Origin of the sequence: Citrobacter sp. Cu096, assembly GCF_030332285.1 — a bacterium.
GTDB lineage: Bacteria > Pseudomonadota > Gammaproteobacteria > Enterobacterales > Enterobacteriaceae > Citrobacter > Citrobacter meridianamericanus.
On record NZ_JAOWID010000018.1, the window covers coordinates 471,140 to 484,419 of the forward strand.

Consider the following 13,280-nt stretch of genomic DNA (forward strand, 5'->3'; position numbering starts at 1 on the left):
GGTAAGCATTAGCGCCACCGGGCTTTTCAGTTATTTAGCGTCGTCCGGCAACGCGTACGCCACGATATAATCGCCCATTTTCGTCCCAAATGAGCCGTGGCCTCCGGCGGATATAACCACATACTGCTTACCGTTAACTTCATACGTCATCGGTGTTGCCTGGCCACCGGCCGGTAAGCGCCCCTGCCACAGTTTTTCACCGTTGCTCATGTTGTATGCGCGCAGATAGTTATCGGCAGTTGCGGCAATAAACAGCACGTAGCCCGCAGTGGAGATTGGTCCACCCAGCATCGGCATCCCCATATTGAATGGCACCGGAACCGGCATCGGGAACGGCATGCTGTCCTGCGGTGTACCAATACGTTTTTTCCACACTACCTTATTGGATTTCAGATCGAGCGCGGAGATATATCCCCAGGCCGGTTGCTTGCACGGCAGTCCAAATGGCGAAAGGAACGGGTTCAGCGTGACGCCAAACGGCACACCGTACTGCGGCTGAATACCGGATTCCGTACCGCTGCCTTTGGCATCTTTCGGCGGCTCCATTGGGTTGCCGGGACCGCGTGGGATCAGCTTCGAAACGAACGGCAGCGCCATCGGGTTAGCAATAGCGACCTGACGGTTAGGATCAACGGAGATACCGCCCCATTCGAACATACCGAGGTTACCAGGGAAGACCAACGTGCCTTGTTCAGATGGCGGGGTGAATATCCCCTCATAACGCAGTTGGTGGAACATCACGCGGCACACCAGCTGGTCAAACATGGTTGCGCCCCACATGTCGGCCCCGCTGAGATCTTTTTTCGGACGGAAGCTGAGATCGGAGAACGGCTGGGTTGGGCTGACATAATCTCCTTTAGCTGCGCCTTGCGGCACCGGTTTTTCCGGGGCAGGTACCACCAGCTCGCCATTACGGCGGTCGAGGACGAAGATATTACCGGTTTTCGCCGGAGCATAAATGACCGGAACTTTCTCTCCTTTAACGGTGATATCTGCAAGGGTCGGCTGCGCCGGTAAATCCATATCCCACAGATCGTGGTGAACGGTCTGATAACGCCAGGCAAGCTTACCGGTGCTGGCATTCAATGCCAGAATCGAACTCGCGTAGCGTTCCTGTTCCGGCGTGCGGTTACCGCCCCAGATATCCGGGGTGGTGACGCCCATCGGTAGATACACCAGGTCCAGCTTCGCGTCATAGGCCGCAGGCGCCCAGGAGTTCGGAGAATTAAAGGTGTAGTGCCCGCCCGGCTGCGGGATCGCGTTTGGATCTTTCGCACCTGGGTCAAAGGCCCACAACAGTTTACCGCTGTTAACGTCAAAGCCGCGAATTACGCCTGACGGCTCGCGGGTAGAGAAGTTATCAGTCACCGCTCCGGCAATTACTATCACTTTATCGGTGATAATCGGCGGAGATGTCGGCTCGTACATACCTGGCGTGGTTACCGGCATATCGGTTTGCAGGTTCAGAATACCTTTGTTCGCAAAGGATTCGCACAGCTTACCGGTGTCAGCGTTGAGAGCAAAAATGCGCCCATCGTTGACCGGCAGAATAATGCGACGCGGACAGTCGGCCACCACGTCAGACGAAGCATTCGCCGCCGTTGCTTCATGATAAGACACCCCACGACAGGTGACGTGCTGGAAGCTGGTGTTGGTATTGAGCTGTGGATCGAAATGCCACTTCTCCTTCCCGCTGGCCGCATCGAGGGCAAACAGCCGCTGGTGGGCGGTACACAGATAAAGACTGTCGCCCACTTTTATGGGGGTAACTTCGTTGGTGATTTCACCAGGATCGTTCGGTTGTTTTAAATCACCGGTACGAAATACCCACGCTTCTTTCAACTGATGAACGTTGTCAGCGTTAATTTGTTTTAACGGAGAATAGCGTTGGCCTTCCTGATTACGACCATAAGCAGGCCAGTCCCCATCGGCAACCGGCGAGATTGCGTCGGCCTCTGTGGCATCAGCACTCAGCGTGCCGTGAACCTCTTGCGGATCGTTAAAGCCAGCCCAGGTCAGGATGCCGCCGCTTATCAGCAGGGCCACAACCAGCGCGGCTACCGCACCGCTGGATGGGATTATCAGACGATGCCAGACGAAAGGTAAAATAAGCCAGATACCAAAGAAAACCAGGATGTCGCTTCGCGGCGTCAGTGCCCAGAAATCAAAGCCGACTTCCCAAACACCCCAAATCATGGTGGCGAGAAGTAGGACAGCATACAGCCAGAGAGCAGAACGTTTACTTCGCCACAGCAGGAAAGCCACACCGAGCATGACAAGGCCCGCGATCGGGTAGTACCAGGAGCCTCCGATAGCGACCAGCCAGCCTCCGCCAATCAGGAGATAGAGTCCACAAAGTGCCGCGAACAGGGCGCTCAGGGTCACGATAAGCCGTTGAGAACGTACGTTGTTATTTGCCATAAAAAATACCATCACGGGTGTTATTTATTTATTCGCAGTTAATTATAGGAGCTAAAACGCGTGATACTCGTCACGTTATGAACTTTATCAACAGATGCCGCGTGTGAATGCTTTTACTGGTATACTGCGTGCCTTGCGCTTAGATGCTCGCTTATTACAAGTAAGCATTGAGTGATTTGTTTTTAAATCATATGGTTAGAGATATGAAACATACTGTTGAAGTCATGATCCCGGAAGCGGAGATCAAAGCGCGTATTGCTGAACTGGGACGTCAAATTAACGAACGTTATAAGGACAGCGGCAGCGATATGGTGCTGGTTGGTCTGTTACGCGGCTCATTTATGTTTATGGCCGACCTGTGCCGTGAAGTGCATGTCTCCCACGAAGTCGATTTCATGACTGCATCCAGCTACGGCAGCGGAATGTCTACCACGCGTGATGTTAAAATCCTGAAAGACCTGGATGAAGATATTCGTGGCAAGGACGTGCTGATTGTCGAAGACATTATTGACTCCGGCAATACGTTGTCTAAAGTGCGTGAGATTCTGAGCCTGCGCGAGCCGAAATCCCTGGCCATCTGTACGTTGCTGGACAAACCTTCCCGTCGTGAAGTGGATGTTCCGGTTGAGTTTATCGGATTCTCTATTCCAGATGAGTTTGTTGTTGGCTACGGCATTGACTACGCCCAGCGTTATCGCCATCTGCCGTATGTTGGCAAAGTGGTGCTGTTGGACGAGTAATATTGGGAGCGCCTGCTGGCGCTTCGCTTATTCGGCCTGCACGTTACTTCCGCAGGCCGAAAAGTCGCTTACGCGTCGCTGCCGTTTGTTGGCATCTGCTTGTGATTGGTATGTTTCTGACTGAGGTTAGACAACCCCTGGCGATAGCGCTGCTCCAGCGTTTCGCGACTGGTGGCGGTGACGTCAAGATCGCGCAGCAGGCCATCATGAATACCGTAAGCCCAGCCGTGAATTGTGACTTTCTGACCGCGCTTCCAGGCTGAACGCATAATGGTTGAGTGGCCGAGGTTGTAGACCTGCTCCATGACATTCAGTTCGCAAAGGGTATCAATGCGGCGTTCCTGTGGCATTTCGCCCAGTAGTGAGCTGTGTTTAAACCAGATATCGCGAATATGAAGTAACCAGTTATCAATCAGTCCCTGTTCTTTATTTTCAATAGCCGCCTGGACGCCGCCGCAACCATAGTGACCACAAATAATAATATGTTCCACTTCCAGCACATCCACCGCATACTGCACTACTGAGAGGCAGTTCAGGTCGGTGTGAATAACCAGATTGGCAACATTACGGTGGACAAATAATTCGCCCGGCTCAAGACCGGTTAATCGTTCAGCGGGTACGCGGCTATCGGAACATCCAATCCATAGAAAACGCGGATTCTGCGCATGTGTCAGCGTTTCAAAAAATCCGGGATCCTCTTCTACCAGCATCTTTGACCATAGTGCATTGTTGCTGATGAGTGTATCTATGTCTTTCATGGAGTTGTACGACCCGAAGCCAGATAAATTCGATGGGCTAATATAGGTTAACTCCAACATTATTTAAACTATATATAAAATGTCAGAACGTAAGGTAAGTAAAAAACCATGACCATTGCTCTGGAACTTCAACAACTTAAGAAAACCTATCCCGGTGGTGTTCAGGCGCTACGCGGCATAGATTTGCAAGTCGAAGCGGGCGATTTCTATGCGCTCCTGGGACCTAACGGCGCAGGGAAGTCCACCACCATCGGGATAATCAGCTCGCTGGTGAATAAAACCTCCGGACGGGTTAGCGTTTTCGGCTACGATCTCGATAAAGATACGGTTAACGCCAAACGCCAGCTTGGGCTGGTCCCGCAGGAGTTTAACTTTAACCCGTTTGAAACCGTGCAGCAGATCGTGGTTAACCAGGCCGGTTACTACGGCGTTGAGCATAAAGAGGCGGTCAAACGCAGCGAATTATATTTAAAGCAGCTCGATTTATGGGAAAAACGCAACGAGCGCGCGCGCATGCTTTCCGGTGGGATGAAGCGCCGTCTGATGATTGCCCGGGCACTCATGCACGAGCCCAAATTACTCATCCTTGATGAACCGACGGCGGGCGTGGATATTGAGCTGCGCCGTTCAATGTGGGGCTTTTTAAAAGATTTAAACGACAAAGGCACCACGATTATTCTGACCACCCACTATCTCGAAGAAGCTGAAATGCTGTGTCGCAATATCGGCATTATTCAGCATGGTGAGCTGGTGGAAAACACCTCAATGAAGAGCCTGCTCTCTAAACTGAAATCCGAGACCTTTATTCTCGATCTGGCGCCGAAAAGCCCGTTGCCAAAACTGGAAGGCTATCAGTATCGTCTGGTGGATACTTCCACGCTGGAAGTGGAAGTTCTGCGCGAGCAGGGCATTAACAGCGTCTTCTCCCAACTGAGCGCTCAGGGGATTCAAGTATTGAGTATGCGGAACAAAGCAAACCGACTGGAAGAACTGTTTGTTTCTCTGGTGCATGAAAAACAAGGAGATGGCGCATGATGCAGCTTTATTGGGTTGCGCTGAAAAGCATTTGGGCGAAAGAAATTCACCGCTTTATGCGTATCTGGGTCCAGACTCTGGTTCCCCCCGTCATCACCATGACGCTCTATTTTATTATCTTTGGTAACCTGATCGGCTCGCGTATTGGCGAAATGCACGGTTTTAGCTATATGCAGTTTATCGTGCCGGGTCTGATTATGATGGCAGTGATCACCAACTCATACGCTAACGTGGCATCGTCATTCTTCAGCGCCAAGTTTCAACGCAATATTGAAGAGTTGCTGGTCGCCCCGGTGCCAACACACGTGATCATCGCCGGTTTTGTCGGCGGCGGCGTGGCGCGTGGCCTGTGCGTCGGGATCCTGGTCACGGCGATTTCACTGTTCTTCGTGCCGTTCCAGGTGCATTCCTGGGTCTTTGTGGCGCTCACGCTGGTGTTAACGGCAGTGCTGTTTTCGCTGGCCGGTTTGTTGAACGCGGTTTTCGCCAAAACCTTTGACGATATCAGCCTGATCCCAACTTTCGTGCTGACCCCTCTGACCTATCTGGGTGGTGTGTTCTATTCGTTAACACTGCTGCCGCCGTTCTGGCAGGGGCTTTCGCATCTGAATCCGATCGTCTACATGATTAGCGGCTTCCGCTACGGCTTCCTGGGGATTCATGATGTTCCCCTGGTCACCACATTTGGCGTGCTGGTGGTGTTTATCGCTGTGTTTTATTTGCTGTGCTGGTACCTGATTCAGCGCGGTCGAGGATTGCGCAGCTAACGTTGCGTTGTGCCGGATGGCGTTTTGAGCGGCGCATCCGGCCAGCATTATCGTGTGAGCAACTCCCAGCGTAAGTCCGCCTCCAGACTGGTGACATCGGTGGTATGCGAAAACTGGTTATCGTTGAGTACTGGGGTTAGCGTCAGGGTAAATGACATCTGCTTTCCCGATACCTGCGCATGGTTTTCTACTGCCACAATACCGTCATTGTTATGTAGTAACAGCGTCTCGCCGGCATTTTCTTCGGCGGTCAGATTCTGGCGGTCGCTGGTTTTTGCCACCGAATAGTGGCGCCCATCAACGACCAGTTGGCTCACCCGTACCGCGAGCCCGCCACCGTTACCAAATAAAAAACGCCCTTGCGGGCCAGCGCTTCCCTGTACAAACACGCCCATTACGGTGTCTTGCGGGCAGTAAGCGTTCACACTGATCTCTTTCGTTGGCATTTGATGCCACTGCTGGCGTGTGTTGACACTATCTTCCCGTCGGAACGTGTTAAACCCCACGGTCGGTTGAGATAAAGTCAGTTGGCACTCACTCTGCGCCATTGCAGAGGGGGAAGAGAGCACCAAAGCGGCAACGACCCCATAAATCCCATTTATCTTCACTGGCAGGTTCCCTCCACGGTTTCATAAAACGCCTCTTTATCCTGCTCGTCGCTGAGCGTGTAATGTATGCGACAAATCCGCTGCATATTGTCATCCACGGCATAAAGTGCAGGGTTGCCTTCCACGTCGCTGATAAAGACGCGACCGCTGTCTACCACACTGACCTGATAATTATCGTGCTCATCAACGATACTCATTCCTTTCGGTAACCATTGCCCGTCCGCACCTTTTACCGTCAGCATGACCCGACGTGTATTCAGTACGTTAAAATCCACTTTGCTTACCGAGCCGTGGGCGGCAACCACGCTCTTGATCCCGTTCGCCAGATCCATATTTTGCGGCAAGCTGTTGGCATTAATTTCAATACGTGATTTTCGCCACTCCGACACGCCCGGGATCACCGCTTGCCCCCAGACGTCAGTCCACACGGAGCCCTGCGGCGTGGAAATTTCGACACCGCTTTGTGATTCGCTTAACCGCGCGATGCCAAAGGTATTTTTGATGGCGTAAGGCGAGAAGGTGAGGCCATGATCGTGAATTGCCACTCCACCCGACAGTGTTCCGTTGTAAGTGCGCTGCCGATCGCTGTCGGCAGTAGCCGCGAGGCTCAGCTGCGTGTAATGCAGGTTGGTGCTGAGGCCTCCGCTGAGCGAATTAACGTCGCGTTCGGCGCTTTCACGCTCTGCCGCCAGATAATAGTTGGTATTTCTGCCAATAATGCCGCTATTTTGTACGCCATAGGCGGTTCGGTCGCCCTGATCGCGCATATAAGCGCTGATATTCTGATTTGCGCCAAGCGGTATACTGAGATTGACATACACCATGTCATCATCGTTGTAGCGGCTACCGTTATCGTCACTGATATGACTGTTTAACGCATGCTGCCAGTTGACGCTCACGGACCCATACTGGAACGATTTACTCCATGAGGCGATCATATAGCGAGAGTCTTCCGTGTCGCTGTCGCTTGCCTGTTCATAGTTGTAACCCAGCGAAAAGGTGCCCACCAGCGGCGCACTCCAGCTCAGGTTGCCGCCCCAGCTATTTTTGCTGCGCTCAAACTCATCATCCAGCGCTTCGGTTAATTCGCGATAGCCGTTCGAATAATGCGCCGCATTGAGGGATAACGCGAAGTTACTGGTGAGGTACAGATTACTTTGTAACTCCGTTTTCATGCCGTTTTGCGCACTGCCAAAGGATTCGCGGCTGCCGAGCAAACTCGACGAGAGCGTCCAGCTATCGTTCACCGCCCAATCAAGCATCGTTCCGGCTGCCTGATAATCCTGTGCCGCCACGCCGGACGCCTGCAAAGAAAGCTGCGGATGTAACAGCCAGCCATCAGAGACGTTATAAACCCACGGGTTGCTATAGTCGCCTTCCACCTCGCGGACTTTACCCAATGACATCGTTAATCCTGTCGGGCGCGACAGGCCATTACGGCGGAAAGAGGCGGCCGGGATCATAAAACGGGTCACCGAGTTATCGGTTTCCACTACGCTGACGTCCAGGTTGGCATTGTGCCGCACGATCGGCACATTCTCGAGCGTAAACGGCCCGGCCTGTACCACGGAGGAGTAAATAAGCTGCCCGGACTGACGCACTTCCACGCGAGCCTGCTGGGTGCGGGCAATGCCGGAAACGCTCACCCCGGAGAAATTTGAGATAAGTCCTTGCTCTGGTTGAATCTGCACGCCGCTTATCGGCGCACCGCTAAACAGTGCCGACTGCACGTTGATCTGGCCAACCTGAGCGCGTATTTTCTGCTGCATAAACACGTGCTCAGCAAAGGTATAGAGGCTGTCGGCATTGCGTTCACCGTTATCATCGGTGACGATATAACGGCTGCGTAGAGTCCAGTCAGCGATATTCATTCCCGCTTCCAGATCTGCCTGTGAATAATCGTTGCTGGCGGTGTCAAACTCGTTGTGTGAGTTGAATACCGTATAGTTCAGCAGCCCCGCCGTGCCGCCAGTGGCGTAGTTTTCCTGTGTGTAAAAGTCGTTATCCAGCGCCACGGTGGGCACAAACAGTTCCACGGTTTCATCGTTGGGGCGGTAATTGAGGGTGGCGTCAGGATAATCGCTGTGAATTTCGTGGCACGTTTCGCTGGCGGAGATGGACAACGTGCGCAGCCCCGCCGCGTCGGTAAAATCATTATCTACGCAAAGTTGCCCTTTATCACCAAAGCGCAGGGCAAGCGTGCCTTTTTCCGTGCCATTCACTTTGAGTGAAACCGCGTGCCGTCCTGGCAGAAAACGGGCTTCGTTGGCAAAGTATTGTGCCACGCTGGTACTGATCCCACGCGCTTTGAGAATATCGGTACTGAATGTCACTTCTCTGGCATTGGCTGCTGTCATCGGGAATAAACAGATCGTCAGTGAACAGCAGAGCGCATGGCGAATACTGCAAGTCAGTGGCTTGAGCTTATTCACTCATCTATCCTTCTGATCAGGGGGCTAATGGGGCGGTAAAGGTTGGAACTTCAATGCCATAGCGGCTGGCAGGCGAAAAGCGTACCGATTTGTCTGCGGCGATGGCTTTGGGTACCGCAACATTCAGCGTTTCACCGGGCAGAATATAGGTTTTAGGCAGTCTCCCCGCCGTGCCGGAAGGTTGATACGTAACGTTCATGTCCATGCGCACTACGTAAGGCGAGGGGTTTTTCACCGTGAGATGTTGCCCGCTGCCTGACCAGGTGAGCAGTTTCCAGGCGTCGGTAACCACGGGTAAACTTTTCGGGCGGATTAGCACCGGTAAATCCTGGCGAATATTAAAACTAATTTTGCGTTTTTTGGTTGGGTCTTTGGGTGGAATTCCCTCAAAGACGACGCGTTTGTAATGCTCTACCGTGAGCGGCTCGGTGGTTTGCAGAATAAAACGCACCTGCTGCTGTTGCCCCGGCTCTACGCGCACCACGGGCTGGGTGACGTGTACCTGAGTGCCTTTGTCGTCGGGCAGGTCAGTGATGGTGGTGTACAGTAATGCCGGGTAGTCGTCAGTATTTTTGACGTTCATGACCCCACCGCCATCTGATTCATCAATGACCAGCAGCGTGGTGTCCGGCACCATGCCAGCGGCATGTGCCGCTATCATTGGGCACAGGGAAAGAGACAGCACCAGTAATGCGCGTTTGGATGTCAGGTATTGCAGGGAAATCATTGTTATCCTCCATGGGGAAATACGCTCTCCACATCCGGTGGAGAGCGGGGAACCGATTACAGATAGCCCAGGGTAATGGTGGCTTCACCATCAAGTGGGGTATCGTCGGTGATGGCAAGCGTTGTTGTATTCTGAATGGCGGCAGAGACTACCAGTGGGAAAACCGCTTCGGTAATGGCCAGTGGATCCACACTGCCAGTGGTGGCGACGCTGTACCAGATAAGATCTCCGGCATCGTTGGTTATTGCTCCCGTCGTTGATTTCTTCCAGGCTTGCGTTAGCGTGCCGTTACCTTCAACCATATCCACGACCGCGCCGTTGGCCTTCAGGTTCGGCAGGTCAACATAGAGAGCCCAGCCACCAATCTTGACGTTCCCGGCCGTTTTGCCGAGGCCATTTGTTCGTGGAGCCAAATCTGTTGAGGCTCCCGAGATGTCTGCATTGGCCACTTCGATACCTAACGGGCGAGTACCAGTGCGGTTTTCCGAAAGGCGCCAGGCCATTTTGGTGGCCGCTGTGCAGTTAAGGGTCAGCGTGATATTTTTGTGTCCTAGCTGGTTGGTTTCGGTGGCGCTCAGGTTGCCGAGGTAAATCTTCCCATAGTCGGCCACCCCCGCATCACTCATGGTGGGAGTACAGGCGGCATTGGTGAGCTTCCCGGCGACTTTCAGAGTGGCGGTATCCGCTGCGTGAGCGGCGGAGCCCAGTAGAGCCAGTGATAACGCTGAAATTAAAAGTGTTTTTTTCATTGTTAATCCTTACAGGTAAAGCAACTAAACGGTGTATTTGTTTTTCTCTTTAATATCCGTCATTCTCCAGGCTGCAGGTGCGTTGGCTTTATCCGGCTCTTCAAGAGCCGCGGCAAGCGGCGTTCAAAATGCAGAGGCGTTTTGACCTGCAACTCGAATTATTTAGGGGATATACAGGCCAGCCGCGTATGAAACGTTCGCTGGCCGTCAGGCAACACCTTCAGCAATTGCGCCGGTGGCGTTGGATGCCCGGATTAGAGATATTTCAGCGTGATGGTTGCTTCACCGTCGAGATTGGTGTCATCAGTGATAGCCAGGGTAGTGGTATCCTGAATGGCAGCAGACACCACCAGCGGGAATTCCGCCGATGTGACCGCTACCGGGTCAGTTGTTCCGGTTGTTGCCAAAGAGAGCATACCGGCATTTTGCATTTTGACCGCACCAGTGGTGGATTTTGACCAGCTTACGGTGGCGACATCGCTGGAGATCAAGTCAGCCGCAGCGGTGTTTGCTTTCACGCCCGTAGGATCGACATATACCGCCCAGGCACCAATGTTTACCGCGCCCGCTTTACCCAGGCCCGCCGTCAATGTTGCCCCCGTGGCTTCTCCACCTGCCGAGTCCGCGTTTTTCACTGTGATGCCGGAAGCCAGCGTGTCGGCATGGTTATCGGTCAGCGTCCATGCCACTTTGGTAGCGGTGTTGCAGGTAATATTCAGACTGACATTTTTTTTGCCTAACTGGTTGGTTGCAGTGCTGCTCAGATCGCCGAGGTAGATACGGCCATAGTCAGCAACACCGACCTGATCCAGCGCAGGGGTACAGGCGGCGTTGGTCAGCAGACCTTTTACTTTCAGTAAGGTGGTATCTGCAGCGTGGGCGTTGGACATCAGTGTTGCGAGTGATAATGCTGAAATTAAAAATACCTTTTTCATTGCTAATCCTTTATAGAATATAAATAAAACATCTCGCTCTTAATAATAAGAGAAAGATAAAAAATATTAATAGCATTTGCTATGCTAATGTTTTTTTCGTGTAAAATTATATTTTAGCTGGAGTGGGAAACATATATATTTTTTCTTAATAGCTTTTCAATTATAGCTAATAAATAGCGCAGGGTTGCACAGTTCTTATTTAAATATGAAATAATTTCCATTGCGTTTATTTATTCCACGAATAAATAGATCAATGATTTTCGGATTAAGAACAAAAATTAAGAAAATATTGATATATGTGATGCAACGGTAAGAAACATGCAGGTCCGGTGTATGATAAGCTGTTTGCTGATTCAGACTCATTGGGAGAGTTGCGATGCTGGGTTGGGTAATTACCTGTCATGACGATAAGGCACAGGATATGCTGCATCGTCTGGAAACAAAACACGGTCCTTTGGTCCAGTGTCAGGCGGTAAGTTTTTGGCGAGGGCTCAGCTCGAACATGCTAAGTCGCATGATGTGCCATGCCCTGCATGCTACAGACTCGGGCGAGGGCGTGATATTCCTGACCGATATGGCCGGGGCTGCGCCTTACCGTGTGGCTTCGTTAATGAGCCATAAACACCCCCAGTGTGAAGTGATTTCAGGTATCACTTATCCGTTACTTGAGCGAATGCTGTCGTCACGGGAATCGATGAGCAGTGCTGCGTTTCGCGACAGCATCGTCGCGCTTGGCGGGCCTGAAGTCTCCAGTCTCTGGCATCAGCAACAAAAAAATCCCCCCTTCGTGTTGAAGCATGATTTGTATGAGTATTAATCATTGGTATTGATGGCGTTTTTGCTACAATAGCCAGGGTTTCTCGCCTCGGTTATCTCATATGGTTATGCGCGTTCTGCTTATTTTATTGCTCCTGTTTTCTGGCAGCGCCACTGCGGCTTTGCCTGCTCGCTATATGCAAACCACCGAAGCCGCCGCCGTATGGGCGCAAATTGGCAATAAAATGGTGACGGTCGGGAATATTCGCGCCGGGCAGATCCTCGCCGTTGAGCCCATCGCGGCAGACTATTACGAATTTGCCTTTGGTTTTGGCACCGGGTTTATTGATAAGGGGCACCTGGAGCCCGTTCAGGGGCGGCAGAAAGTCGATGATGGCCTGGGCGATCTCAATAAACCGCTGAGTAATCAAAGTCTGATAACCTGGAAAGATACATCGGTTTATAACGCTCCGGATGTCGGTAGCGCCCCATTTGGGGTGCTGGCTGATAATCTGCGTTATCCGATTATCAGCAAGCTTAAAGACCGACTCAACCAGACCTGGTACCAGATCCGCATTGGTGGCCGACTGGCTTATGTTAGCGCGCTGGATGCGCAGGAAGACAACGGTATTCCGGTGCTAACTTACCATCATATTCTGCGCGATGAAGAGAATACCCGCTTTCGCCATACCTCCACCACAACCTCCGTACGTGCGTTTAGCAACCAGATGGCCTGGCTCCAGGATCGTGGCTACACCACGTTGACGATGTATCAACTGGAAGGCTACGTGCAGAATAAAATGAATCTTCCGGCGCGGGCGGTGGTGCTGACCTTTGATGATGGTCTCAAGTCGGTGAGCCGTTATGCTTACCCCATTTTGAAGCAGTACGGTATGAAGGCCACGGCGTTTATCATCTCCTCACGCATCAAGCGCCACCCGCAGAAGTGGGATCCGAAATCGCTGCAGTTTATGAGCCTCTCTGAACTGAACGAGATCCGGGATGTGTTCGACTTCCAGTCGCATACCCATTTTTTACATCGGGTTGATGCGAATCACCGACCGATCCTGCTGAGTCGCAGCTATCACAATATTCTGTTCGATTTCGCCCGTTCGCGCCGGGCGTTGTCCCAGTTTAATCCTCACGTCCTGTATCTTTCGTATCCGTTTGGCGGTTATAACGCCACGGCGGTAAAAGCCGCAGGCGACGCAGGATTCCATATGGCGGTCACTACGGTGAGAGGGAAGGTTAAGCCGGGAGATAATCCGTTCTTATTGAAAAGACTTTATATTTTAAGAACGGATTCGCTGGAGACAATGTCGCGGCTGATAAGCAACCAGCCGCAGGGGTAA

The 13,280-nt window shown here is 52.2% G+C and carries 12 protein-coding genes; 5 read left to right on the forward strand and 7 right to left on the reverse strand.

Annotation, left to right across the window (positions count from 1 at the left end):
- Positions 1 to 30: 30 nt before the first annotated feature.
- Complete coding sequence (locus tag OGX99_RS03645) at positions 31 to 2,421, reverse strand: glucose/quinate/shikimate family membrane-bound PQQ-dependent dehydrogenase (RefSeq protein ID WP_286542698.1); 2,391 nt, start codon at positions 2,419 to 2,421, stop codon at positions 31 to 33.
- 203 nt (positions 2,422 to 2,624) lie between these two features.
- Between OGX99_RS03645 and hpt the strand changes: the two genes are divergently transcribed.
- On the forward strand, positions 2,625 to 3,161 hold the full coding sequence (gene hpt / locus OGX99_RS03650) for a hypoxanthine phosphoribosyltransferase (RefSeq protein WP_042312274.1): 537 nt from the start codon (positions 2,625 to 2,627) through the stop codon (positions 3,159 to 3,161).
- A gap of 68 nt (positions 3,162 to 3,229) precedes the next feature.
- On the opposite strand, the gene can is transcribed toward hpt, so the two are convergent.
- Positions 3,230 to 3,919 carry a carbonate dehydratase gene (gene can, locus OGX99_RS03655; RefSeq protein WP_151216759.1) on the reverse strand — a complete coding sequence of 230 codons (690 nt, stop codon included), beginning with the start codon at positions 3,917 to 3,919 and terminating at the stop codon, positions 3,230 to 3,232.
- A gap of 108 nt (positions 3,920 to 4,027) precedes the next feature.
- On the opposite strand from can, the gene OGX99_RS03660 reads away from it, so the two are divergent.
- Together OGX99_RS03660 and OGX99_RS03665 are read left to right on the forward strand one after the other, a co-directional pair.
- Positions 4,028 to 4,954 carry an ABC transporter ATP-binding protein gene (locus tag OGX99_RS03660; protein WP_151216760.1) on the forward strand — a complete coding sequence of 309 codons (927 nt, stop codon included), beginning with the start codon at positions 4,028 to 4,030 and terminating at the stop codon, positions 4,952 to 4,954.
- Positions 4,951 to 5,721 carry an ABC transporter permease gene (locus OGX99_RS03665; RefSeq protein WP_042312267.1) on the forward strand — a complete coding sequence of 257 codons (771 nt, stop codon included), beginning with the start codon at positions 4,951 to 4,953 and terminating at the stop codon, positions 5,719 to 5,721. Before OGX99_RS03660 ends, OGX99_RS03665 begins: the two co-directional genes overlap by 4 nt.
- A 47-nt stretch (positions 5,722 to 5,768) precedes the next feature.
- Here the strand turns inward: OGX99_RS03665 and OGX99_RS03670 are convergent, their stop codons facing one another.
- From OGX99_RS03670 to OGX99_RS03690, 5 genes are all read right to left on the reverse strand, one after another.
- Complete coding sequence (locus tag OGX99_RS03670) at positions 5,769 to 6,329, reverse strand: DUF1120 domain-containing protein (protein WP_252838408.1); 561 nt, start codon at positions 6,327 to 6,329, stop codon at positions 5,769 to 5,771.
- Entirely contained in the window at positions 6,326 to 8,761 is a 2,436-nt protein-coding gene (locus tag OGX99_RS03675) for a fimbrial biogenesis usher protein (protein ID WP_252838407.1), read from the reverse strand. The genes OGX99_RS03670 and OGX99_RS03675 overlap by 4 nt, the downstream gene beginning before the upstream one ends.
- A gap of 16 nt (positions 8,762 to 8,777) precedes the next feature.
- Positions 8,778 to 9,488, reverse strand: a complete 711-nt coding sequence (locus OGX99_RS03680) for a fimbria/pilus chaperone family protein (protein ID WP_256484190.1) — start codon at positions 9,486 to 9,488, stop codon at positions 8,778 to 8,780.
- 56 nt (positions 9,489 to 9,544) lie between these two features.
- Positions 9,545 to 10,237, reverse strand: a complete 693-nt coding sequence (locus tag OGX99_RS03685) for a DUF1120 domain-containing protein (RefSeq protein WP_252838406.1) — start codon at positions 10,235 to 10,237, stop codon at positions 9,545 to 9,547.
- A 254-nt stretch (positions 10,238 to 10,491) separates the two neighbouring features.
- Positions 10,492 to 11,172: a DUF1120 domain-containing protein gene (locus tag OGX99_RS03690; RefSeq protein ID WP_252838405.1), complete on the reverse strand. Its 681-nt coding sequence runs from the start codon at positions 11,170 to 11,172 to the stop codon at positions 10,492 to 10,494.
- Between the two features lie 376 nt (positions 11,173 to 11,548).
- Here OGX99_RS03690 and OGX99_RS03695 point away from each other — a divergent pair, with 376 nt between their 5' ends.
- On the forward strand, positions 11,549 to 11,989 hold the full coding sequence (locus tag OGX99_RS03695) for a PTS sugar transporter subunit IIA (RefSeq protein ID WP_187253734.1): 441 nt from the start codon (positions 11,549 to 11,551) through the stop codon (positions 11,987 to 11,989).
- A gap of 61 nt (positions 11,990 to 12,050) precedes the next feature.
- Complete coding sequence (locus OGX99_RS03700) at positions 12,051 to 13,280, forward strand: polysaccharide deacetylase family protein (RefSeq protein WP_151216764.1); 1,230 nt, start codon at positions 12,051 to 12,053, stop codon at positions 13,278 to 13,280.

Excerpts from the sequence above, each read along its gene's own strand:
- OGX99_RS03700 (WP_151216764.1), top strand. The coding sequence starts at position 12,051 with ATGGTTATGCGCGTTCTGCTTATTTTATTGCTCCTGTTTTCTGGCAGC.
- OGX99_RS03680 (WP_256484190.1), bottom strand. The coding sequence starts at position 9,488 with ATGATTTCCCTGCAATACCTGACATCCAAACGCGCATTACTGGTGCTG.
- can (WP_151216759.1), bottom strand. The coding sequence starts at position 3,919 with ATGAAAGACATAGATACACTCATCAGCAACAATGCACTATGGTCAAAG.
- OGX99_RS03645 (WP_286542698.1), bottom strand. The coding sequence starts at position 2,421 with ATGGCAAATAACAACGTACGTTCTCAACGGCTTATCGTGACCCTGAGC.
- hpt (WP_042312274.1), top strand. The coding sequence starts at position 2,625 with ATGAAACATACTGTTGAAGTCATGATCCCGGAAGCGGAGATCAAAGCG.
- OGX99_RS03665 (WP_042312267.1), top strand. The coding sequence starts at position 4,951 with ATGATGCAGCTTTATTGGGTTGCGCTGAAAAGCATTTGGGCGAAAGAA.
- OGX99_RS03685 (WP_252838406.1), bottom strand. The coding sequence starts at position 10,237 with ATGAAAAAAACACTTTTAATTTCAGCGTTATCACTGGCTCTACTGGGC.
- OGX99_RS03690 (WP_252838405.1), bottom strand. The coding sequence starts at position 11,172 with ATGAAAAAGGTATTTTTAATTTCAGCATTATCACTCGCAACACTGATG.
- OGX99_RS03695 (WP_187253734.1), top strand. The coding sequence starts at position 11,549 with ATGCTGGGTTGGGTAATTACCTGTCATGACGATAAGGCACAGGATATG.
- OGX99_RS03660 (WP_151216760.1), top strand. The coding sequence starts at position 4,028 with ATGACCATTGCTCTGGAACTTCAACAACTTAAGAAAACCTATCCCGGT.